The sequence below is a fragment of the Nonomuraea sp. NPDC049784 genome (assembly GCF_040659615.1).
In the GTDB taxonomy this organism is placed as follows: domain Bacteria; phylum Actinomycetota; class Actinomycetes; order Streptosporangiales; family Streptosporangiaceae; genus Nonomuraea.
Genome location: NZ_JBFAMX010000048.1, coordinates 13,634 through 35,695 on the forward strand (window position 1 = coordinate 13,634; position 22,062 = coordinate 35,695).

Annotated in this window: 22 protein-coding genes and 2 pseudogenes; 12 read left to right on the forward strand and 12 right to left on the reverse strand. The window is 68.9% G+C overall.

Translation table 11 applies throughout. The features are described from left to right. The first annotated feature begins 47 nt into the window (after positions 1-47). From AB0J09_RS13885 to AB0J09_RS13895, 3 genes are all read left to right on the forward strand, one after another. On the forward strand, positions 48-1,289 hold the full coding sequence (locus AB0J09_RS13885) for a LamG-like jellyroll fold domain-containing protein (protein ID WP_360689718.1): 1,242 nt from the start codon (positions 48-50) through the stop codon (positions 1,287-1,289). Then, a complete protein-coding gene (locus AB0J09_RS13890) occupies positions 1,238-3,676 on the forward strand; it encodes a cellulosome protein (RefSeq protein WP_360689720.1) in 2,439 nt (812 codons plus the stop codon). Before AB0J09_RS13885 ends, AB0J09_RS13890 begins: the two co-directional genes overlap by 52 nt. 244 nt (positions 3,677-3,920) lie before the next feature. Next, positions 3,921-4,178 (forward strand): hypothetical protein, encoded by a 258-nt coding sequence (locus AB0J09_RS13895; RefSeq protein ID WP_360689722.1) that lies wholly within the window; start codon positions 3,921-3,923, stop codon positions 4,176-4,178. 105 nt (positions 4,179-4,283) lie between these two features. Here AB0J09_RS13895 and AB0J09_RS13900 read toward each other — a convergent pair whose 3' ends face one another. Continuing rightward, positions 4,284-4,448 carry a hypothetical protein gene (locus tag AB0J09_RS13900; RefSeq protein ID WP_360689724.1) on the reverse strand — a complete coding sequence of 55 codons (165 nt, stop codon included), beginning with the start codon at positions 4,446-4,448 and terminating at the stop codon, positions 4,284-4,286. A gap of 51 nt (positions 4,449-4,499) precedes the next feature. On the opposite strand from AB0J09_RS13900, the gene AB0J09_RS13905 reads away from it, so the two are divergent. Continuing rightward, entirely contained in the window at positions 4,500-5,291 is a 792-nt protein-coding gene (locus tag AB0J09_RS13905) for an SAM-dependent methyltransferase (protein WP_360689726.1), read from the forward strand. Positions 5,292-5,312: 21 nt separating this feature from the next. Here the strand turns inward: AB0J09_RS13905 and AB0J09_RS13910 are convergent, their stop codons facing one another. After that, complete coding sequence (locus AB0J09_RS13910) at positions 5,313-6,611, reverse strand: protein kinase (RefSeq protein WP_360689728.1); 1,299 nt, start codon at positions 6,609-6,611, stop codon at positions 5,313-5,315. Positions 6,612-6,798: 187 nt separating this feature from the next. Here AB0J09_RS13910 and AB0J09_RS13915 point away from each other — a divergent pair, with 187 nt between their 5' ends. The 3 genes from AB0J09_RS13915 to AB0J09_RS13925 all read left to right on the forward strand — a co-directional run bounded on the left by AB0J09_RS13915 (position 6,799) and on the right by AB0J09_RS13925 (position 8,890). Continuing rightward, positions 6,799-7,773 carry a pirin family protein gene (locus AB0J09_RS13915; protein WP_360689730.1) on the forward strand — a complete coding sequence of 325 codons (975 nt, stop codon included), beginning with the start codon at positions 6,799-6,801 and terminating at the stop codon, positions 7,771-7,773. A gap of 2 nt (positions 7,774-7,775) precedes the next feature. Continuing rightward, the gene (locus AB0J09_RS13920; protein ID WP_360689732.1) at positions 7,776-8,096 is read left to right on the forward strand and encodes a tetratricopeptide repeat protein; all 321 of its coding nucleotides are present in this window, start codon (positions 7,776-7,778) and stop codon (positions 8,094-8,096) included. Between the two features lie 98 nt (positions 8,097-8,194). After that, positions 8,195-8,890, forward strand: coding sequence for an SDR family oxidoreductase (locus AB0J09_RS13925; RefSeq protein ID WP_360689734.1), 696 nt, complete (start codon positions 8,195-8,197; stop codon positions 8,888-8,890). Between the two features lie 91 nt (positions 8,891-8,981). Here AB0J09_RS13925 and AB0J09_RS13930 read toward each other — a convergent pair whose 3' ends face one another. After that, positions 8,982-10,940, reverse strand: a complete 1,959-nt coding sequence (locus AB0J09_RS13930) for an endo-1,4-beta-xylanase (RefSeq protein WP_360689736.1) — start codon at positions 10,938-10,940, stop codon at positions 8,982-8,984. 447 nt (positions 10,941-11,387) lie between these two features. Between AB0J09_RS13930 and AB0J09_RS13935 the strand changes: the two are divergent. Both AB0J09_RS13935 and AB0J09_RS13940 read left to right on the forward strand, forming a co-directional pair. Beyond that, a pseudogene (locus AB0J09_RS13935) lies at positions 11,388-11,741 on the forward strand (LysR substrate-binding domain-containing protein); the annotation flags it as partial. Between the two features lie 35 nt (positions 11,742-11,776). Beyond that, entirely contained in the window at positions 11,777-11,992 is a 216-nt protein-coding gene (locus AB0J09_RS13940; protein WP_360689760.1) for a hypothetical protein, read from the forward strand. Between the two features lie 273 nt (positions 11,993-12,265). Here AB0J09_RS13940 and AB0J09_RS13945 read toward each other — a convergent pair whose 3' ends face one another. Further along, the gene (locus AB0J09_RS13945; RefSeq protein WP_360689738.1) at positions 12,266-13,057 is read right to left on the reverse strand and encodes an alpha/beta hydrolase; all 792 of its coding nucleotides are present in this window, start codon (positions 13,055-13,057) and stop codon (positions 12,266-12,268) included. Positions 13,058-13,143: 86 nt separating this feature from the next. Here AB0J09_RS13945 and AB0J09_RS13950 point away from each other — a divergent pair, with 86 nt between their 5' ends. Further along, the gene (locus tag AB0J09_RS13950) at positions 13,144-13,566 is read left to right on the forward strand and encodes a MarR family transcriptional regulator (protein ID WP_360689740.1); all 423 of its coding nucleotides are present in this window, start codon (positions 13,144-13,146) and stop codon (positions 13,564-13,566) included. Between the two features lie 553 nt (positions 13,567-14,119). On the opposite strand, the gene AB0J09_RS13955 is transcribed toward AB0J09_RS13950, so the two are convergent. The 4 genes from AB0J09_RS13955 to AB0J09_RS13970 are packed head-to-tail and all read right to left on the reverse strand — an operon-like array spanning position 14,120 to position 18,414. After that, entirely contained in the window at positions 14,120-15,385 is a 1,266-nt protein-coding gene (locus tag AB0J09_RS13955; RefSeq protein WP_360689742.1) for an alpha-L-fucosidase, read from the reverse strand. A 20-nt stretch (positions 15,386-15,405) separates the two neighbouring features. Continuing rightward, positions 15,406-16,245, reverse strand: coding sequence for a carbohydrate ABC transporter permease (locus AB0J09_RS13960; protein ID WP_360689744.1), 840 nt, complete (start codon positions 16,243-16,245; stop codon positions 15,406-15,408). Further along, positions 16,238-17,134 carry a sugar ABC transporter permease gene (locus AB0J09_RS13965; protein ID WP_360689746.1) on the reverse strand — a complete coding sequence of 299 codons (897 nt, stop codon included), beginning with the start codon at positions 17,132-17,134 and terminating at the stop codon, positions 16,238-16,240. Before AB0J09_RS13965 ends, AB0J09_RS13960 begins: the two co-directional genes overlap by 8 nt. An 8-nt stretch (positions 17,135-17,142) precedes the next feature. Next, positions 17,143-18,414, reverse strand: a complete 1,272-nt coding sequence (locus AB0J09_RS13970; RefSeq protein WP_360689748.1) for a sugar ABC transporter substrate-binding protein — start codon at positions 18,412-18,414, stop codon at positions 17,143-17,145. 97 nt (positions 18,415-18,511) lie between these two features. Between AB0J09_RS13970 and AB0J09_RS13975 the strand changes: the two genes are divergently transcribed. Beyond that, on the forward strand, positions 18,512-19,681 hold the full coding sequence (locus AB0J09_RS13975) for an ROK family protein (RefSeq protein WP_360689750.1): 1,170 nt from the start codon (positions 18,512-18,514) through the stop codon (positions 19,679-19,681). A gap of 75 nt (positions 19,682-19,756) precedes the next feature. Here AB0J09_RS13975 and AB0J09_RS13980 read toward each other — a convergent pair whose 3' ends face one another. Then, a complete protein-coding gene (locus AB0J09_RS13980; protein ID WP_360689752.1) occupies positions 19,757-20,104 on the reverse strand; it encodes a hypothetical protein in 348 nt (115 codons plus the stop codon). A 224-nt stretch (positions 20,105-20,328) separates the two neighbouring features. Between AB0J09_RS13980 and AB0J09_RS13985 the strand changes: the two genes are divergently transcribed. Then, positions 20,329-20,508 (forward strand): hypothetical protein, encoded by a 180-nt coding sequence (locus AB0J09_RS13985; RefSeq protein WP_360689754.1) that lies wholly within the window; start codon positions 20,329-20,331, stop codon positions 20,506-20,508. Positions 20,509-20,520: 12 nt separating this feature from the next. On the opposite strand, the gene AB0J09_RS13990 is transcribed toward AB0J09_RS13985, so the two are convergent. The 3 genes and pseudogenes from AB0J09_RS13990 to AB0J09_RS14000 all read right to left on the reverse strand — a co-directional run. Then, a complete protein-coding gene (locus AB0J09_RS13990; protein WP_360689756.1) occupies positions 20,521-20,760 on the reverse strand; it encodes a hypothetical protein in 240 nt (79 codons plus the stop codon). Beyond that, the gene (locus AB0J09_RS13995) at positions 20,757-21,212 is read right to left on the reverse strand and encodes a TetR/AcrR family transcriptional regulator (protein WP_360689758.1); all 456 of its coding nucleotides are present in this window, start codon (positions 21,210-21,212) and stop codon (positions 20,757-20,759) included. The genes AB0J09_RS13990 and AB0J09_RS13995 overlap by 4 nt, the downstream gene beginning before the upstream one ends. A 26-nt stretch (positions 21,213-21,238) precedes the next feature. Then, a pseudogene (locus tag AB0J09_RS14000) lies at positions 21,239-21,907 on the reverse strand (SDR family oxidoreductase); the annotation flags it as partial. Positions 21,908-22,062: the final 155 nt, after the last annotated feature.

Here is a 22,062-nt window from a genome sequence, read left to right on the forward strand (position 1 = left end):
GTCCTCCCTGAGATTTGTTAGCGCTCACACCTCCCAGGGACATCGTGATGACATTCACCAAGGCCATGCGAGCCGGGCTGCTCCCGGCCGCCCTCACCATGGCGTTAACCACGGGCGTCGCGAATGCGGCGACCGCGGATCCGCCCGCTCCCGTGCTCGTCTACGCGTTCGACACGGACGACCTCTCCACCGGCACGATCGGCGACTCCTCCGGCAACGGCCTGGACGGGACGCTGGTCAACGCCTCCACCGCGTCACTGGTCGACGGCGCGGGAGGGGGTCACGCGCTGAACCTGCCGGGCGGCGCGCCGACCTCCGACGGCGCCTACGTGCGGCTGCCGCTGGCCGCGATCAAGGACAAGACCGACCTGACGGTGTCGGCCCGGGTGAAGTGGGACGGCACCGCCTCCGCCTGGCAGTGGATCTACGCGCTGGGCAAGGACACCAACCGCTACCTGTTCAGCACGCCGTACAACGGCGACGGCCGTCTGCGCACGGCGGTCACCACCTCGTCCGGCGGAGGCGAGGCCAAGGTCACGGGCTATGCCCCGCTGCCGGCCAGCGCCTGGAAGACGCTGACGGTCACCCTCGACACCGCCGCCGAGCGCGTCACCACCTACCTCGACGGGGCCGCCGTCGCCTCCGCCTCCGCCTCCACCACCGTGACCGCCGCGCAGCTGATCGACGCGGCCACGACGTCCGCCGGTTACATCGGGCGCTCGTTCTATCAGGATCCGCTCTTCGACGGCGCGATCGACGATTTCCGCATCTACGGCGCCGCGCTGTCGGCGGAGCAGGTGGCCGCCGTCGCCGGAGGCACGACCCCTACACCGACGGGCCTGGCCCAGGACGCCTTCGCCGTGCGGACGACCATCGGCACCGCGCCGTCCCTGCCGGCCGCGGTCCGTGCCACCTTCACCGACGGCTACGACCGCGACCTGCCCATCACCTGGTCGCCCGTGGACCCCAAGGACTACGCCGCCGCCGGCACCTTCACCGTGAACGGCACGGCCGCCGACCGCCCCGTCACCGCCACCGTCACGGTGATCCGCGAGGGCCAGCTCATCATCGACCTCGCCAAGGACACCGGCCCCTTCCACGGCGGCGCCTCCGGCACGCTCTACGGCCTGTACGGGCCCGGAGTCCCGACGAACAACCTGATCGAGGGCATGCGCCTGCGCACGGTGTCGACCAAGGCCCACACGGCCCGCAGCATCCAGGCGCCGACGCGTTGGAGGTGGTCAAGCCGCTCGCCGACAGCACCGACGGCGACGTGTACATCTACATGACCGACATCCACCGCGGCTTCCCGTACCAGTGGCCGGGGAGCACCCCGGAGGAGAAGCTCGACCTGTTCAAGCAGAAGATCGCCAAGCAGGTGGACCAGGTCCTCCAGCTAGAACCGAAATATCAGGACAACATCGTCTTCGTGCCGTTCAACGAGCCCGAGGGCAACATGTTCGGCACCGGCGAGTGGAGCTACAACCGGATCAGCTGGCTCAGCGACCCGCGCGACTACTTCAAGGCGTGGGACGACGTCTACGCGCTCATCAAGGGCAAGCTGCCGGACGCCCGGATCGCCGGCCCCAACACCAGCGTGCTGTACGCCCAGGTGAAGGGCTACCTCCAGCACGTCGTCCAGGCGGGCACCGTCCCCGACGTGATGACCTGGCACGAGCTCAGCCACCCGGAGCAGGTCAGGGAGAGCGTCAAGCGCTACCGCCAGATGGAGGCCGAGGTCTTCGCGGGCACGAAGTACGCCGGGAAGCAACTGCCCGTCAACGTCAACGAGTACGCCTTCAACTACCACACCTCGGTGCCCGGCCAGATGATCCAGTGGGTGTCGGCCATCGAGGAGTCGAAGGTCGACGCCGACATCGCGTACTGGAACATCGACGGCAACCTGTCCGACTCCGCCGTGCAGGCCAACCGGGGCAACGGCCAGTGGTGGCTGTTCAACGCCTACGGCAGCATGAGCGGGCACACCGTGCAGGTCACGCCGCCGTACCCGGGGCAGAACTACACCCTGCAGGGCGTCGCGACGCTCGACCCCGGCAAGAAGCAGGCACGCGCGATCTTCGGCGGCGCCGACAGCGCCGGGCACATCCGCTTCGAGAACGTCCCGGCGGGCGTGTTCGGCCGCGAGGTGCACGCCTGGGTGCGGGAGATCCCGTGGACCGGCCAGATCGGCGACTCTGCGCAGCCGGAGATCGTCGCCGAGCGCGACGTCGCGGTCAAGGACGGCGCCGTGGTCTTCGACTTCGGCAGCGGCGACCTGCCGAGGCTGAAGGAGTCGTCGGCGTACGAGATCGTCCTCACCCCCGCCGGCTCGGGCACTCTGACCGCGCCCGCGCCCAAGCTGTGGGAGCGGTCGTACGAGGCGGAGGACGCGAGGTACACCGGCGGCGGCTACAGCCGCAACGGCCCCGAGGGCTCACCGGCGGACGTGTCGAAGTTCTACACCTCCGGCCGCTATGACGTGGGCGGGCTGCGTACCGGCTCGGACGGCGTGCTCGACTTCACCGTCGAGGTCCCGCAGGCCGGCCGGTACGACCTGGGTGTGTTCGCCAACTCGCTCAACACCTTCGACCGGGTGCGCGAGCAGGGGCCGACCAACGTCTTCGTCCGCGTCGACGGGGGCGCGGAGCAGGAGCTGTTCCTGCCGCTGGGCTACAAGTGGGTGGTGTGGGACCACGCGGACACCACCGTGGAGCTCCCGGCGGGCAAGCACGTCATCTCCCTGGCCACACGCAGCCTCGACGGCGCGAAGGCCACCAAGGGCGACGCGATCGTCGACCGGATCCGGCTCTCGCTCCCGAACCCGGCGGCGGCCACCTCGATCTACGAGGCCGAGCTGGCCGACCTGCACGGGACGCGCCCGTCGTACGAGGACCGGCACGAGCGCGGCATCTCGGGCTCCGGGGTCGTCGCGGTCGGTCGGGGCCAGTCGGCCACCTTCTGGGTCTACTCCGCCCAGGACGCCGCGGCCTCTCTCGACCTGAAGCTGCTCGGCTCCGGCAAGGCGTCGGTGACCGTCAACGGCGTGCCGGTGACGGACGCCAGGCGTGGCTCCTCGGCCGCGACGGTGTCGCTGTCCGGCGGCATCAACAAGGTCACGGTCACCGGCAGGTCCGGGACGCCGCTCGTCGACCGCCTCGAGGTGCGGCAGGCCGCCGGCGCGCTTGCGGCCACCGTCTACGAGGCGGAGTCCGCCCAGCTTGCCGGTACAGCGAAGGTGTCGCAGCTGTCCCTGGCCGGCGGCAAGGCCGCGGTCACCGGGGTCGGCGGCGAGCCGGGCAACGCCAACACGCTCACCTTCACGGTGCGGGCGGCGGCCTCCGGCACGTACGCCATGCGCGTCCGCTACTCCAACCCGGAGCAGTCGGCCGCCACGCACTACAACCCGGACCCGCTCGCCAGGCACGCCGACATCTCGGTGAACGGCGCCGCCGCGCAGCGCGTCATGTTCCCCCACACGTTCCACGAGAACAACTTCTGGGAGCTGACGGTCCCAGTGGGGCTGAAGAAGGGCGAGAACACGGTGGAGTTCTCCGCCGCGGAACTGCCCGACTTCGACGGCACCACCTACGCGTCGGAGACCTTCCCTGGGGTGCTCCTCCGCTCGCAGTACGCCCCCGCGATCGACAAGATCACGGTCGCTCCGTACAGCGACTGATCCATGCGGAACCGCCCGTGCCCCGGAACCCCGGGGCACGGGCGCCCGGCTCACGTGCTCCTGGATTACGGTCACCCGGGACCCGTCCCCGGACCGGTCGGATAGTCCTGTGGCACCGGCGCTCACCGGACGCCGGCTTCTCTATCGATCGGAGGGACGCGACCATGCGCCGGCTCCCCGCGATTACTCTTCCCGTGCTCGCCCTGTGCGCCCTGGCGGGTTGCGGCTCGACGGGGACTGCCTGTTGAAGCTGTCCAGACCCGTCACGATCCGGCTCGACGCCAAGAAGTTCTCCTACCCGAAGTTCGAGGTCGTGGCCGTCAAGGCGAACACGATCACGTACTGGATGGAGTATCCGCACGGGGGCGGCGCGCAGCAGGTGCTGGGCAAGGGCGCGAGTTCCAGCCTCGGGTTCCGCTCGCGTACTCCGGTGGAGGTGAGCCTGGTGTCGATCGAGAAGGGAAAGGCGCTGCTCTCCATCTCACCGGGCAAGCGTGAGTGAAGCGCGGTGATCACGGCTTGATCACCAGCACCGCGCGGTGTCCCAGCCGTGTGCCCATTGTCAGCACCGAGATCGGGAGGAGTCCCGGACAGCTCGCGGCGTACGTCAAGCGCCGAGCAGGCGCGACCGTATCTCGGTGGTGCGCCTGCTCAGCGAGGCGTGGAGGTCATGCAGCCACTTCGGATGCCCGTCGGCGGCTTCCATGTCGAGCACCGGTCGCAACAGGCACAGCATTTTCCCGCCGCTCCAGCAGTTCGCCGGCCACTTCACGGCTCCCACGGCGAGCCGGGGGATTCGGGGAAGATCGTATACGCTTTCGCAATGGACGCCGACCCCAGGATCGACCATACGAAGCCGCATTCCGCCCGGGTCTGGAACTACCTGCTCGGCGGAGAAGACAACTACGCCGTGGACCGCGAAGCCGGAGACAACCTGCTGCGCATGTTCCCCGATTTCGCGCAGGTGGCAAGGCTGCAGCGGGAGTTCCTCAAGCGAGCGGTGACCTACCTCGTCACCGAGGCGGGCATCAGGCAGTTCCTCGATATCGGCGCGGGCTTGCCCACCGCCGACAACACCCACGAGGTGGCTCAGCGCATCGCCCCCGAGTCCCGCATCGTCTACGTCGACAACGACCCGCTGGTGCTCGTGCACGCCCGCGCCCTGCTCGCCGGCAGCCCGGAGGGCATGACCGACTACGTCGACGCCGACGTGCGCGACCCCGGCACCATCATCGCGGGAGCGGCCAAGACGCTGGATTTCGCAGAGCCGATCGGGCTGATGATGCTCAGCATCGCCGGCCAGGTGCCCGATCCCGACCTCGCCGCCGACCTCGTCCGCCGGTATGTCGCGGCGTTGCCGTCCGGCAGCCACCTGGCCCTGTCCGACGGCGTCAACGTGAACCCCTCTCTGGTGGAGGCGGTGAGCGTCTACAACGAGCGGGCCGCCTTTCCCTACACGCTGCGCAGCCCCGAGCAGCTGGCCGGCTACTTCGAGGGCCTCGAGCTCGTGGAGCCGGGCGTGGTCTCCACGCCGCTCTGGCGGCCGCCGCCGGGGGCGCAGCAGCAGCCGTCGGCGACGATCAACGCGGTCTGCGGCGTGGGGCGCAAACCGTAACTGTCGGACCAGAGGGCGCTGTCAACACGTCTGAGGCCAGCAGGTGAAGGGGTTCGAGGGCTGCGTCCACGTCGGACTGAATGGGGGGGTGGTCTTGGCCTCGGCAGTCGGTTCCGGGGTGGGCCCGGAGCTCGGCTCGGGTGTCGGGCCCACCCTGTCCTCGTTACCCACTGACGTGCTCGCGGGGTTCTCGATGCGAGTCGGCTTGGTTGTGGGGATCGACGTCTTGCGGCGGGGCGTCTGCTTGGGTGCCGAGGGGATCGTCCGCTGTTCGGCGATTTCGGTCTGTGACGGCAGCGTGCTCTGGGATCGCAGCGTGGGCTGGGCAGTGGTGGATGGCACCGGCGGCTGAGACGTCGAGCCACCCTCCGGGGGTGATCCCACCGGGTGACCGCCCGTGTTGATCAGCAGGCCGCCCGCGACGAGCAGCGCCGCGGCAGCAGCACCTCCTGCGAGCGACAGGATCACCGTACGGCGCCGCCTGCGCGCCGGCGGCGAGGGCAGCGCGGCCAGTGAGGTCATCGATGTCAGCCGGACGACCAGGTCGTGGGCGCTCGGCCGCTTGGCCGGATCCTTGGACAGGCTGGCGGTGACGAGTCCGAGCAACGTCCCGCTCAGCCCGGAGATGTCCGGCTCCTGGTTGAGAACGCGGTTGATCACCGCCGCGGTGGAGTCCGCGCCGAACGCGGACCGGCCCGAGGCGGCGTACACCATGGTCCCGCCCCACGCGAAGACGTCGGCCGCCTCCGTCACCGGCACCCCGGCGAGTTGCTCCGGCGCGAGGTAGGACGGCGTTCCCATCACCGATCCGCGCGAGGTGGTGCCCGGCGCGTCCAGAGCGCGGGCGACGCCGAAGTCGATCACAACGGGGCCCTCCGGCCCCATCAGGATGTTGCCGGGCTTGAAGTCCCCGTGCCGGATCCCGGCGCGGTGGATGGCTGCCAGCGCCGTGGCGGTGCTGATCGCCAGCCGGTCGAGCGCGGCGCCGCGCCGCGGCCCCTCGTTGGTGACGAGGTCGTGCAGCGAAGGCCCGGGCACGTACTCGCTGACGATGTACGGCCGTTGGCCCGCGATGTCGGCGTGGAGCACGGGCGCGGTGGAGAACCTGGCCACGCGCTGGGCGATCTGCACCTCGCGCAGAAATCTCTTCCTCGCGTCAGGGTCGGTCAGCAGGCCGCGATGGAGGAGCTTGACGGCGACCTGCTCGCCGGTCGCCGTCAGCCCGAGGTAGACGACGCCCTGGCCGCCCTCTCCGACGCGAGCGATGATGTCGTACGAGCCCAACCGCCGCGGATCGTCCTCCACCAACGGCTGATTCACCCTAGACCCCCCAATGCGGCAACATGCCGGGCCAGAACGCTATCAGCGTGACAGTTGGGATGTCTTGCACTCGCGATCAAGAAGAGCGGCAAGATCCATCGACCGCACCGCAACGGTCAGGGAATGCCCGACGGTGGCCACGCGTTAAGGCGGGCATCAGTTGAATATTCAACGAACAGGAGGGGTCATGCCCGCCATCACCGCCGACACCCTTACGCTGCCGCGCGTCGCCGTACCCGACCCTGCTTCCGTCGCACGGCGGCCCGTGAGGTCGGTGACGACCGCGCCCAGCGGGTTCGAGGGCGAGGGATTCCCGGTACGGCGCGCGTTCGCCGGCGTGCCGCAGTCCGCGCTGGACCCGTTCATCCACATGGACCAGATGGGCGAGGTCGAGTACGCGCCCGGCGAGCCCAAGGGCACGCCCTGGCACCCGCACCGCGGCTTCGAGACCGTCACCTACATCATCGACGGCATCTTCGAGCACCAGGACTCCAACGGCGGCGGTGGCACGATCACGAACGGCGACACCCAGTGGATGACCGCGGGATCGGGCCTGCTGCACATCGAGAAGCCTCCGGAGCACCTGGTGGTCTCGGGCGGCCTGTTCCACGGCGTCCAGCTGTGGGTCAACCTGCCCCGCGCCCACAAGTTCCACCTGCCCCGCTACCAGGACATCCGCGGTCGCCAGGCGGAGCTGCTCGCCTCGGCCGACGGCGGCGCGCTGCTGCGGGTGATCGCCGGTGAGCTGGACGGGCACGCCGGTCCGGGCGTCACGTTCACCCCGATCACGATGGTGCACGCGACGGTGAGCCCCGGCGCGCGGCTGGAGGTGCCGTGGAACCCCGGCTTCAACGCCCTCGCCTACGTGCTGGCAGGACAGGGCTTCGCCGGGGACGAGCGCAAGCCGGTACACAAGGGACAGCTGGTCGTCTTCGGCCAGGGCGGGGCGCTCACCGTCGCCGCCGACCAGGCTCAGCCCCAGGCCGAGCCGAACCTGGAGGTGCTGCTGCTCGGCGGGCAGCCGATCCGCGAGCCGGTCGTGCACTACGGCCCCTTCGTGATGAACACCCGCGCCGAGATCCTCAAGGCGATGGAGGACTACCAGGCCGGCCGCCTGGGCGTCATCCCCGCCGAACGCCTTCCGCACACCGGAGAGGAGTGAACATGCAGATCGAGAAGCTGGCCGAGGAGTACAAGCGCGGGCGCCGGTTCTTCGACTCGCAGGACTACATCGGGGCCGCCCGCATCCTGGCCCAGGTGGTGGCCGCGGCGCCGGACAACCTGGCGGCCCGGCTGCTGCTGGCCCGCGCCTACTACCACTCGGCCCAGCTCCGCCGGGCCGAGGCCGAGCTCCGGCTGGTCCTGGAGCGCGACCCGGCGGAGGGGTACGCCTGCCTGCTGCTCGGTCGTACGCTGCAGCGCCAGAACAGGCCGAAGGACGCCGAGCCGTACCTGCGCCTCCATGCCGCGATGACCGGCGAATGATGCGCTGAACGCGGTGGCCGCTCGCCCTCGGGTGTCCGAGAAGGACACCTTCCGGCCGGCGGCCCTGCGCTCTCCTCTCGCCTGGTGACCCTCAGCGGTTGGGGGATCTGGAACTCCCCGGCAGGCTGGGCGAGGGCGGGCAGGGCGTCGTCTATCTGGCCAGAACCCCCGCAGGCGCCCACGTGGCCGTCAAGTGGCTGCAGCAGGATCAGTCGGACGACGCGGTCAGCGTCGGGCGTTTCCCGCGTGAGGCGGAAGTCGCCCGGAGTGTGGCGCCGTTCTGCACCGCGGCCGTCCTCGGCACGGGTGTCGAGAACGGCCGGCCGTACATCGTGAGCGAGTTCGTCAAGGGCACGTCCCTGCAGCAGATCGTGCAGGAGGAGGGCCCGCGCACGGGTCCTTCGCTGGATCGGCTGGCCATCGGCACCGCCACCGCGCTGGCCGCGATCCACCGGGCCGGGATCGTGCACCGGGATTTCAAGCCGGCCAACGTCATCGTCGGCGCGGAGGGCATCCGCAGCAACGTCGTACGTCCCGGATTCGTCCTCACCGAATGCATCCGCAAGATCTTCAACGAGGAACAGCGCCAGCAGTTCGCCGACATATCGGCGCTCGGCCGTGTCTGCGAACCCCAGGACATTGCCGAGGTGGTCGCCTTCCTGGCCTCCCCCGCCTCCAGCTACGTCAACTGCACCGTCATCGACGTCAACAGGGGGCGGCGTCAAGCCGACGTCCGCCTGGTAGCCCGGCCTCCTCTGGCGATACCCTCGGGGGAACCCGCTCGGGCTCGGTGAGGCGAGCGTGGAGGCCGCCGAGCCTGTCCAGGACGAGCCCCTGGCCCACCCACACCCGGTGAGGGGTGGATGGGCCAGAGAGAAATAGCTGTCAGGCGCAGGTGTACCCGCTCGGCAGCGAGGTGTTCCCGTTGGGACGGCTGACCTGGAAGCCGAAGGTGGTGCTGGCGCCCGGGCCGAGGTTGCCGTTGTGGCCCGCGTTCCTGGCCGTCACGGTCTGCCCGCTCACGGTCAGCTGGGTGTTCCAGGAGGCGGTGATGGTGTGCCCGGCCGGCAGGGTGAAGGTCACCGTCCAGCCGCTGATCGCCGAGTTGCCCGCCGTCACCCGGACCGGGTCGATGACGTACCCGTTCTGCCACTGAGTCTGCGTGGTCGGGGTCACGGTGCAGGAGCCGCCGGTGTTGCCGCCAGTGGTGGTGAAGGTCGCCGGCGCCGAGTTGGCCGACAGGTTGCCCGCGCCGTCACGCGCCTGCACGTACACCTGGTACTGGGTGCTGGCGGTCAGCCCGGTCAACGTGATCGAGTTGGTGGTCGACTGACCCAGCAGCGTGTCGGCCGTGCCCTGCTCGCGGTACACGTCGTAGCCGGCCAAGCCGCTGCCGCCCGCGTCCGTGGACGCGCTCCACGTCAACGTCGCGCCGGAGGAGGTCACGTTGGACGCGGCCGGGATGCCCGGCGTGCTCGGCGGCGTGGTGTCGGTGCCGCCGCCCGTCTGGGTGGTGAAGGTGACCAGCTGGGAGTTGCCGGACAGGTTGTTCGCGCCGTCACGCGCCTGCACGTACACCTGGTACTGGGTGTTGGCGGTCAGCCCGGTCAACGTGATCGAGTTGGTGGTCGACTGACCCAGCAGCGTGTCGGTGGCGCCCTGCTCGCGGTAGACGTTGTAACCCGCCAGGCCCGAACCACCGGTGTCGGTCGACGCGGCCCAGGTCAGGGTCGCGCCCGACGCGGTCACGTTGGACGCCGTCGGGGTGCCCGGCGTGCTCGGCGGCGTGGTGTCGGGGTTCGGATTCGCGCTGTTGAGGGCGTTGAGGACCGAAGTGTAGGCAGGCTTCTTGTTACCGTTGCCGTCGAACAAGAGTGGAGTGTCGCCGGAGCGCCAGGAGTCGCTGTCCCGGACGCCCCAGGTGGTGATCCCGTTGCAGCGGGCGACGGCCAGGCAGTCGTTGACCACGTTGGCGTAGGTCGTGGCCGAGGCCCCCTGGATGTCCAGCTCGGTGATCTGGACGTCCACGCCGAGGGCGGCGAAACTCGAAATCGTGGTGCGGAAGTTGCTGTTGTAGGGGCTGCCGCTGTTGAAGTGGGCCTGGAGACCGACACAGTCGATCGGCACACCGCGGGCCTTGAAGTCCTTGACCATGTTGTAGACGCCCTGCGTCTTGTCCCAGGTCCAGTTGTCGATGTTGTAGTCGTTGTAGCAGAGCTTGACGCCCGGGTCGGCGGCCCGGGCGGTCTTGAAGGCCACCTCGATCCAGTCGTTGCCGGTGCGCTGGAGGTTGGAGTCGCGCCGTCCGCCGCCGCTGTCGGCGTAGGCCTCGTTGACCACGTCCCAGGCGTAGAGCTTGCCCTTGTAGTGGGCCATGACGCCGTTGATGTGGTCGATCATCGCCTGGCGCAGCGCGCTGCCGGACAGGGACTGCATCCAGCCGGGCTGCTGGGAGTGCCAGGCCAGGGTGTGCCCGCGGACCCGCTTGCCGTTCTGCACGGCCCAGTTGTAGACGCGGTCTGCATTGGTGAAGTTGAACTGCCCCTGGTTCGGCTCGGTGGCGTCGATCTTCATCTCGTTCTCGGGCGTCACCATATTGAACTCGCGGTTGGCGATCGTCGTGTAGGCCGAGTCGCCAAGCTTGCCGGCGCTGATCGCGGTGCCGAAGTAACGCCCGCTCTGTGCGGCCGCCGCGCCGAGCGTGGTCTCCGCGGCATCGGCGGGAAGCGACAACGCCAAGGGGGCGATCGTGCCGACTAAGCCGAGAACGCCGACCGCCACAACCCGGCGGAAGCCGGTGAAGGATCGTCGGATTTCAGGCGGGGGTAGGGCGTTTGTGCGCATGCCTGAGCCTCCATTACTGAATTACGAAGCGAACGCGGAGACACACCCCGCCGGATCGACGCCGCACCCCTCATGGGACGCAGACCACCAGGGCGTCAGAGGCAGCGAGCCCTGCCATGTCCACCGGCCTGGCGGGGCGGTCACCTCGAGGATCCAGTGTGGAAACACTCCCGAAATATGTCAATGATGCTCAAAAAGTTTCGGGGACCTCCCGACTTGTCTACGCACCTCACATGCCACTTCCAGCGGAAATGGCGTCTTGAAACTTTCGACTGTTCCCCGGGGGAACATGGCTGACACTCGTAAGCCCAGAGACGTGCTCGCACAGCTCCTCGGCGACATCGGCGAGGACCGGGGTGGAAGTAGGTGGAAGTAGAACGTCGCCGCGCTTCCCCACCGGCCGCTGACGCGAAGGGGCCTCGCGCACCAGGCCCGAGACCACTGCACGTGAGCGACTCGGACGAGGAACTGGTCGAGTTGTTGGCCGAGTCCCGGCTGGAGATCGGGCTGAGCGTCGACTATCCGGGATACGAACTGCCGGTGCCCGAGGAACTGGGCGAGGCGGTGCTGGGCATCGAGCCGGTCTTCATCGTGCTGTCGAAGGACCACCCGCTGGCGGCCGAACCCGAAGTGCCGCTGGCCGCGCTGGCCGGCGAGCGCTGGCTGCCGGGAGTCGGCAAGGACCTCCGGATGCGGGCGATGTTCCGTGACGCCTGCCGCCGGGCGGGATTCGCGCCGCGGCGAATCCAGCGCACCAACGCCAGCGTGGTCTTCTCCCTGATCAGCCAGGGGCACGGCGTGTCCTGTGCCGGGCGATCACGGCCGGGCGCGAGAACGTGGTGGTCAAGCCGCTGGCCGGCGACCCGATGTGGGTGCGCGAGCGGCTTCTGTGGCCGGCAGACGGCCCGGTCGCCGAGCACGTGCCCCGCATCCGGGACGCGCTCGTCGCGGCGTACCGGGCGCAGGCGGAGGCGATGCCGGCCTACCGGGCGTGGCAGCGCAGCCGCCGACGATCCTGGTCGGAGCGCGACACGGAGCCCCTTGGCTGGTAGTCAAGGCCCCGCCGGGTCAGCTCTTGTGCAGATCTGCGCCTGCCGAAAACGTCGTCCGTGCAGTTCAAGCGGCATGTGAGTATTCGTGGAGGACGCCGCCGAGCCGGTCTCGTCGGCGTACGTTCGGGTTGAAGATTCTGGCCGGATCGGTGATCGGATCCGGGACGGGACATAGCGGAGCCGCCTGAGCCTCCCCGGCGACATCGCCATCGGCTGCGTGCCACGGCTCGCGACGCTCGCGGCGACCAGCCCGCCCTCATGGGGATCGCCTGCTTACAGGTCTCCGAGGTCGAGCAGCGCGTCGAGCAGTTCCTCGGGTGTCTCGAGTTGGGGCAGGTGGCCGGTACGAGGCAGCAGGGTGAACGTCGCCCCCGGGATCGCGGCGGCGTAGGCCTTGCCGTACTCCGGATCCACGATGCGGTCGCTCTCTCCCCACAGCACGCGGACCGGGAGGTCGAGGCGGCCGAGCCGCTCGGCCAGCGTCGGGTCGGTCATGGCTGGGCCGGTGTAGCCGATCAGCGCCAGGACGTCAGGGCTGGGTCCGGGGTCGGCGGTGCTCGGCGGGGCGGGCAGCCTGGTCGGGTCGTGGAAGGAGTACGTACGGATCTGGGCGGCCGACATGCCATTGAGGTCGGTCATCGGGTGGCCGGGGACCTCGATGCCGATCCCGTCGATGATGACGGCGCCGCTGACACGGGGGCTGCCTTGCAGGGCGATCTCGGCGGCCAGCCAGCCGCCGAAGGAGTTGCCGACGACCGTCACGTCGCTGAGGCCGTACCTCTCCAGCATCGCGACGTAGGCGCGGGCCAGATCGGTGACGCCGGTCAGCTCGGCGGCCTTGGGGGTGCCGCCGAAGCCGGGGTGGGTGGGCAGCAGCACCCTGCTGCGGGTGCGCTCGGCGAGCAGGTCGGCGAAGACGGTCATGGTCGCCAGGCCGGCCCCACCGTGCAGCAACAGGTACGGCCGGGTGCGGTCACGGTCTTGGACGGTGATCTCGATCGTGCCGAGCTCGTGGGTGTCGGTGCGGGTGGTCCGGAGGGCGCCGGCCGGAGTGGAGGTGCTCATCGGTCCGTCCTTTCAGAGGTATATAAGGAACCTTATATCAGACTCCTTATATAAGGAAGCTGGATCGGTCCGCTAGAATCGGCGGCATGAAGTACCGTCCGGCGGACGTCGCTCTGGCCGTCAAACGGCTCCAGCACCGCCACCACCGCGCGCTGAGCCGGGCCCTCGCTCCGCTCGGGCTCTCGCTTGTGCAGTGGGACACCCTGCGCCACCTGTACCGCAAGCCCGATGCTTCACTCCATGACCTCGCGGTGCTGACCTTCCAGACCGACCAGTCCTTCGGCTCGCTCGCCGTACGGATGGCCGATCGCGGCCTGATCGAGCGCGCGCCCGGCCCAGGTCGCGCGGTGCGGCACCGGCTCACCGAGGAGGGGGAACGGCTGCGGGTGGCGGGCCAGGAGGCCGTGGACACCGTCATCGTGACCTCGTTCCAGAGCCTCACGGCCGAACAGCTCGACCTGCTGGGCGGACTGCTCGACACCGTCCTGGGTCCCGACCCGACGGTTTAGGGTGACCAGCACCGCGTGGGACATCCGGCCAGGCCACCGGCCTCCTTCCCAACGGCCGCCCTCGGTCATAGGGATCCGGCAGCCCATGCTCCTCTACACGCTTCCAAACCGTCCCCCTCATCCCTGATCGGCGGTGCCACCGTAGGATCCGCTCTGGTACGGCCCCTTCAGCCGTACGTCTTGAGCTCGACGCCGGTCGTGAGGTCGTCGGCCATCCGCATCATCAGCCCGCGGGTGAACTTGTTGCCGAACATCCGGTTCCGCATCCAGATCCCGGCCCGGGTTCTGGGGCCTGCGTTGCCGTGCTTGGCGATCTTGGTGTACTCGCACGGGCACCGGCCGCTGGCCGAGCGGTACGGCTTCGACGTGACCCAAAGAACGGCTTTTCCGTCCTGCGCAGGCTTCGCGAACTAAGGCTGGTCACCAGTGTGCTACTCATCTTACGAAGCAACCGCCTCAGCCGCGAAGTCCTCAAGACAGCCTCGAACATCAGCCAGGTCCGCCGGAGTCACGCGAAGACCGTCTCACAAATCCCGGACCTAACGAAGTACTCCTAGTCGGTGAGGAACAGTTCGATGACCGGTACGGCGACGTCGGGGCGTTGAACCGGCAGGTCGAGGGTCAGGGTGTCCAGGGCCAGGCCGCCCATGGTCGTGTTCCCGGCCTTCTGGGTGGGGTCGATGACGCGCGTACGGATCTCCGACGCGTCGTGCAGGAACTGGGCGTACTTCACGCGCCCCGCCAGCCCCGGCAGGTGCAGGTGGCGGAACGGCCAGCCGAACACGTGCAGATAGAGCCGATCACCGCGCTGGGTGTAGCGGCAGTCGGGAGGCGCGGTGAAACCGCTGGGGCCGCAGCCGTAGATGGAGCGGGAGTTCAGCCGCATCCAGGCGCCGATGTCAGCGAGGCTCTGGCGGGCGCGTGGGTCGATCTGGCCGCGTCCGTCCGGGCCCACGTTGAGCAGCAGGTTGCCGCCCTTGGCGACGCTGTCGATCAGCATGCGTACGAGCAGGTCAGGGGACTTGTAGTCGAGGTTGTCCCGGTCGTATCCCCAGCTGCCGTTGAGGGTCTGGCAGGCCTCCCACGGCACCTCGCGGCCGTCGACGGTCATCGGGCCGGCGGGCTGGTACTGCTCGGGGGTGACGAAGTCGCCGGGGATGTCGAGCCGGTCATTGACGATGATCCCTGGCTGGAGCTCTCGCACCATCTCCAGCAACTCGGGAGAGCGCCAGTCGTCGGCGCCCTTGCCGCCCCACTCGCCCGGCCTGTTCTTGTAGGAGAAGTCGAAGAACAGGTAGTCGATCCGGCCGTACTCGGTGAGGAGTTCGCGTACCTGGGCGTGCAGGTAGTCGGCGTACTTGGAGACGTCGCGGCCCGCGGTGGCAGCTTTGAACGCCTCGTCTTCGCGCTGAGGGTGGCGGGAGTCGACGGGGAACTCGGGGTGGTGCCAGTCGATCAGCGAGTGGTAGAAGCCGACCTTCAGCCCTTCCGCGCGTACGGCCTCCACGAACGGCGCGATCAGGTCCCTGCCCCAGGGGGTGCGGGTCGCCTTGTAATCGGTGTGCGCCGAGTCCCACAGGCAGAAGCCTTCGTGGTGCTTGGTGGTGAGGACGATGTAGCGCATGCCGGCGTCCTTGGCCAGCCGCGCCCACTGCGCCGGGTCGTACAGGTCGGGGTCGAAGTGGTCGAAGTAGCGCTGGTAGTCCTCATCGGTCAGCTGCTCGCGGTTCTTCACCCACTCGTGGCGGGCGGCCAGAGCGTACAGGCCCCAGTGCACGAACATGCCGAACCGGGACTCGGAGAACCAGGCGTGGTCCACAATGTTCCTTTCATGAGATTTCATCGGCCGCCGAAACCGCTGGTCGCGATCCCGCGTACGAGATGTTTCTGCAGAATGATGAGCAGCGCCGCGGTGGGCGCCATGGAGATCACAGAGGCGGCCATGACGAGGTTCCACTGGGTGCCCTGCTGGCCGAAGAAGAGCTGCAGACCCAGGGGGACGGTGGCCTTCTCGTCCACCGAGTTGATGATGATCAGCGGCCACATGAAGCTGTTCCAGAAGTTGATGAACGTGAAGACCGCCAGCACCGCGAGCGCGGGCCTGATCAGCGGCAGCATGATGCTGGTGAAGACCCGCACCGATCCCGCGCCGTCGATGCGCGCGCTCTCGGAGATCTCTTCGGGGATGGTCAGGAAGAACTGGCGCAGCATGAACGTCCCGAAGGCGGTGAACGCCCAAGGGAAGATCAGCGCCTGGAAGGAGTCCACCCAGCCGAACCAGCGCATCAGCATGAACATCGGCACGACCAGCACTTCCTGGGGGATCATCAGCGTGGCCAGGAAGACCAGGAAGACGCCGTCGCGACCGCGCCAGCGCAGCCGCGAGAAGGCGTACGCCGACATGCTCGACGCCACCAGCACCACGACGGTGCCGCAGATGGCGACGGCGAGCCCGTTGAGGACGAACCGCCCGAACGGGAGGTACTCGAACGCCTCGCTGTAGTTCTGCCACCGGAGCAGCGAGCCGAGCAGGCTCGGCGGTGACCCGAACACCTCGTCGGCGGGCTTGAGCGACGTGGCCAGCATGTAGACCAGCGGCGACAGGAACGCGGCGGCCACCAGGTAGAGCGCGACGTGCGAGACGACCAGCCTGACGCGGCGGACAGCGTGATCAGACATCGTAGTTCACCCATCTGCGCTGGCCGGCGAACTGCACCGCGGTCACGCCCAGGACCAGCACGAACAGGATCCAGGCCCCGGCGGACGCGAGTCCGTACTGGTAGATCGAGAACCCCTTGTCGAAGACGAACATCATGAGGGTCTGGGTGTCGATGCCGGGCCCGCCGCCGGTCATCAGGAACGGCTGGGTGAAGACCTGGAACGACGTGATGAGCGTCATGGTCGTGGCGAAGAACAGCGCCGGGGAGATCATCGGCAGCATGACGCGGAAGAACTGCCGCCACGGTCCCGCCCCGTCGATCTGCGCGGCCTCCAGGAGGTTCCGCGGGATGGCGTCCAGTGCGGCCGAGAAGACCAGCATGTTGTACCCGAACCCCTGCCACACGCTCATCGCGACGACGGCGAACATGGCCCAGCCCTGCTCGCCGAGGAAGTTCGGCGCGTGCACGCCGGTGGCGGCGTACAGTGAGCCGTCGATGAGCCCGTTCGGCTGGTAGATCATCCGCCAGACGATCGCGTTGGCCACCATCGGCGTGACCACGGGCAGGAAGAACACCACCCGCAGCGCCTTGCGGCCCTTGATGCGCGGTGAGATCCACACCGCCAGCCCCACCGACACGATGAGGTTGAGCGGCAGGTAGAGCACCACGAACAGCAGCGTGTTGAACAGCGCCCGCAGGAACACGGGATCGGTGAACAGCGTCGCGAAGTTCTCCAGCCCGGTGAAGGTACGCTCGCCCACCGCGGGCCACTGGAAGAACGCCATCACCAGGGACAACACGATCGGGAAGAGGGTGAACAGCGTCAACCCGAACAGGCTGGGCGCGGCGAACAGGGCCGCGGCCCGCCCGTCACGCCGCAGGCGCGGGGGTTTGGCATCGTCGTGCACGTCGCTCCCTATGCTGGTGCCTGCTGCTGCACCTGGCTGAGTACGTCCGCCGCCGTTGCCTGCCCGTTGAAGGCCTGGATGCCGTACTGGGCCAGCAGCTTTTCCACCGGGTCCCAGTTGCTGGTCGCCCGGAACGGCTTGGCGGAGGCGTTGGCGGCGTCGATGACGGGCTTGGCGCCCTCGAAGGCGTTCTCGTACCACTTGTTCTGGACGGACTTGCGTGCCGGATAGGCGCGCCCGACCGAGCCGAGCTGCCCGAGCATGTCGGCGCTGGTCATCGTGCTGATCGCCTTGAACGCCTCGTCCGGGTAGGGGCAGGACTGGGAGATGCCGAAGCCGGACCCGGCCGAGTAGCTCTTGGTCCCGTTCGGACCGGCGGGGATGGTGGCCAGGCCCACATCGAACTTGGCCTGCGCCTTGAGCTCCAGAACGGACCAGGGGCCGTTCACCGACATCGCCACGCTGCCGCTGAGGAACTGGGTCTCGGCCCAGTTGTTGTTCACGCCGGGCACCTTGGGCGCGACCCCCTGCTTGGCAGCCAGGTCCGCGTACCACTGGAAGCCGCTCGTCATCGGCTCGGTGGTGAGGGTGAGCTTGCCGGACGCGTCCATCGGCTCCGCGCCCGTCTTGGACAGGATCATCGAGAACATCCCCAGGGCCGAGGGGTAGGCCACGAAGCCGTACTTGCCGCCGGTGGTCAGCTTCTTGGCCGCCGACTCGAAGTCCGCCACGCTCCAGCCGACCTTCGGCGCGGGCACGCCGGCCGCTTTGAACATGTCCTTGTTGTAGGTGATGATCAGCGAGCCGAGATCGTACGGCAGCGCGTACTGTTTGCCGCCCGAGGCCAGCCCGGCCATGATCGAGGGGTCGAAGTCGGCGGTGTCGAGGTTGTTCTTCTTGATCAGGTCGTCCAAGGGACGCATGCCGCTGACGTAGCCGCCCGTGCGCAGGCTCTGCATGGAGACGATGCACGCCGCGCTGCCGCCGGCCAGGCGGGTGCCGAGTTTGGTGAAGTAGTCGTTGAACGGCGAGGTCTCGAGTGTGATCTTGATGTTCGGGTACTTCTGGGTGACCTGGTCGGCCACTTTCTGCCAAGCATTTCGGTCCTCCGTTCCGGACGCCCACATCGACCAGGTGAGCGTCACTGCGCCGTTGCTCGCCTTGTTGCCTCCTGATGATTCCTGGCCGTCGCCCCCGCAACCGGCCGTCAGTCCCCCCGCGATGACCACCGCTGTCGCGACCGCCAATGATCGCCGACCGCCATGCATCTGCCTGCCCATCGCAGCTCCACTCAATAAGCTCGGGGCCGAGTTAATTGTTTCGAAACTAGGACGTCGCAATCCGTAATGTCAATGAGATCGTGATAGGAAATATCCGATGACTGCTCGCCGAATGGCCGGTCGTGGCGATCTGACCTGCGTCGAGATCCTGGCGCTTCTCGGCACTGTGGGCGCCCTGGACCGGCGTCAGATCGCGGCCCGGCTCAAGCTCGGCGACGCGACCGTACACGAACACACGCGACGCCTATTGAGCTGCGGATATCTACGAACCCTCGCCCCGCAGGCCGGGGTGGTCGGCCGACCGCGCATCCCGCTACAGGTCGTGCCGGAGGCCGCCGCGACCATCGGCGTACGGGTGGCGACCGACCATCTCGTCACCGTCGTAGCAGGGCTGGATGGCCGGATGCTTACATCCGATGTATCGCCCTTCGACTGTCACGCAGACCCACTTCCTCAGCTACTCAGGGTCATCGGCCAGCGGCTGGCCGACCCCGCCGTGGGCCCCAGGCTCAAGGCCGTGGGCGTGGCCGTGCCATCTTCCGTCGATGCGGGCTACATCCGGTTCTGTCCCCGTTTTGGGTGGAGCAACCTTCCCCTCGGTGAACGGCTGCGTGCCGAGTTGCCGATCCCGGTGCTCGTCGACAACGACCTCACGGCCAGTGCCACCGCCGAACTCCTGTACCGGACGGGACGTGAGCACGACGACTTCCTGGTGCTCGGCATCGGCGACGGGGTGGGGGTCGGGGCGGTCCTGCGGCGGCGGGTGCACCGCGGCCCGAGTGGGCTGTCCGCAGAGTTCGGCCACACGCCGGTCGCCGCCACCGGCCCGCGCTGCGCCTGTGGCGCCCGGGGCTGTCTGGAGACGTTCACCAGCGACGACGGGATCCTGCGCGCCGCCCGTCGCGAGGGCCTCGCCGAGGCGTCCACCACCATCGAGGAGCTCCGCTCACGGTGGGTCTCCGGTGAGCGGTCGCTGGCCCGGGTACTCGCCGAGGTCGGCGCCATACTCGGGCGGGCCGTCGCCGGCGTCGTCAACCTGCTCGGCACGCCCACCATCGCGGTCATCGGCGAGAACCACGTTCTCTGGCCGGGTCTGGAGCCCGGGTTCTCCGTCGTGATGCGGGCCAGCCAGGTCACCGCGGCCTACCGCGTCCAAGTGATCGTTCGTCCTTGGAGCGACGCCCAGCATGCGCTCGGCGCCGCCGGTCTGGCGCTCGCCGCTCCGGAAACGCTCTTCACCGGACCGCCCGGTACGTCAGGTGGGTGACCAGGCCGGTGCCGGCGGGTTGTGCGAGCAGATCACGGCGTGCGGCGCGACGTCCGCCGATTTCGGCAGTGATCCTCACGGCCGGGGCACGAATCCGCTGCTGAGGGCGTCGAACAGGCGCTCCAGGCGGGCGCGGTGGTCGTCTGCGATGGTGTCGGCCGGTTCTCCGGCGATCAGGCGCCGGGCGGTCTCCACCAGTACGGCGGTGTAGCCGGCGATGAAGAAGGCGGCGAGCAGCGGGGCGTCGCCGTCGAAGGCGGGGTCGTGTTCGAGCTCGCCGGCGAGGGTCTGTTGGAGGTCGGAGGCGATCTCCCTGGCGCGGGCGACCCGCGTGTACGCCCCGTACACGATCAAGCGGCGCCCGTCCGGGTTGTCGGCGCCGTCGTACTGGCTGAAGGAGTTCCGCGCGCTGCAGATCCCCACTAGCTGAGGACCCCGTCGCGGGGGAGACCGCGCCGGCCAGGAACGCGGCCCAGCCGGCGCGTCGCGGACCACGTCGGTGCGGGTGAGTGCCGAAAATTACGTCCAACGGCCTGACCTGCAGCCGTAGGTGCCTGTGGGGTGCCATAACTCGTCCAACGCTCCTGGCCTGGGATGCTGTCCCAGCCCCCGTGTCGCCGCTGAACTGCGCGTGCAGGGGCGGGCGGGTGAACCGCAAGCGGGGTGGCGCGGGGACCAGCCCGCGGACGCTGGCCGCCCTGCTCGTCCGCGCCCGTACCCTCGACGACGCCATCACCGCCGATGCCCTCACACTGACCGGACTGCGGGCCACCGCGGAGCGCTTCCTCGGCCTCTTCGCGCCCGCCGGAACCGGGCGGCGCGGATGAGACCGAGCCGGGTCAGACCGGCCCCTGGTCGAACCAGGCGCGCGACATCGTCATACCGGCCAGGACGACCGACTCGTGGGGCACGCCGAGAATCCGATCGATCGCCCACGTGTAGCCGGCCACGGTACGCTCCGCCGCGCTCATGTCGGCCGCGCGATCCGCACGGGCGAAGAACTGATCGGCGAGGTCGTCGTTCAGGTCCTGGAGCAGCGTGGCCAGGACGCGACTGATCTGCTCCGGATCGGGGATCACGAACTCCCCCTCGTGTCCGCCCTGCGCGAGGACGGGCCGCAGCAGGTGAGCTGGTCGATGATGCCCGCGCGGACTCTCTGGCGAACACGGACATTGTCCTCGGAGTACCAGACGCGCAGGGTGCTCACCAGCGCCTCGCGCTGCCGGCCCTCGCGGGCCGCCAGCTCGGCGAAGACGCCGCGCAGCTTGTCCGTTGCGGACAGCCCGGGGTCTTCGACGATCGGCTCGAGGAGCGAGGCCACGGCCTTGGCGAAGCGGTCGACCATGGCCCGCAGCAGCTCCTGCTTCGACCCGAAGTAGTGGTAGAAGGCACCCCGGGAGGTACCGGCCGCGTCCAGGACATCCTGGATGCTCATCTGCTCGTAGCCCTTGGACTCGATCAGCCGCTGCGCGGCGTCGAGGAACTCCTCGCGACGGCGCGCGTAGGCCGCCGCGTTCACTGTCCGTGGCATCTGCCGTCACCACTCAGGTACGCGCGTCAGCGGGTATAAGGGTGCCCGATGGGGTCACCCGAACCGGTACGGGCACGTAGGTAGTCATCGAAGGTCACCGTACCCCGGTCGCCGTCGGTGAGCAGATGATCGCCGACGCCGAGCACCGCGCCCGCACGGCCCGGCACCGGGATCCTGACGATCCGGCGGCGCCGGCCCGTCGCGGCCAGGTACGCCTGCATCAAGCCGGCCATGGACTCCACGCACGGCCCGCCGAGCTCGCGCACCCGGCCGCCGGGCGGCCCCAGAACCAGCTTCGTCATGCGGTCGGCGACCTCGCCCGCGTCCACGGGCTGGAGTCTCGACCCGCGCGGCACCACCGCGATCGGACCCTTGGCCAGCCGCATCAGGAACATCAACAGCAGGTCATGGAACTCGGTGGCACGCAGCACCGTCCATGGCAGCCCCGACCTCTCGACGACGCGCTCGGACTCCAGCTTGGCGCCGAAGAACCCGAACGGCGCCCGGTCCACCCCCACGATCGACGCGTAGACCAGGTGCGGCCGGGCATCACCCAGGGCGTCCAGCAGTCCGCGGGTCTGCGCCACATCACGCCGTGGGCGGCGGTAGTCGGCCGCGCTCGCGCAATGCGCGATCACATCGACGCCGTCGACCGCGGCTGGGAGGCCCTCGCCAGTCTCAAGATCACCCCGTACGAACCCCGCCTCCTTGGGCGGCCGACTGACCGGTCATGACTGGGCCCTACTCAGACCTCCCCGCGGAACTGCTGGCCGTCGCAGCACCATCCCTGCGCCGGCGCCGTGCGGGGACCCGGAATCGGGACGAAACCCGTCGCCTCCCGCCCGGCGGT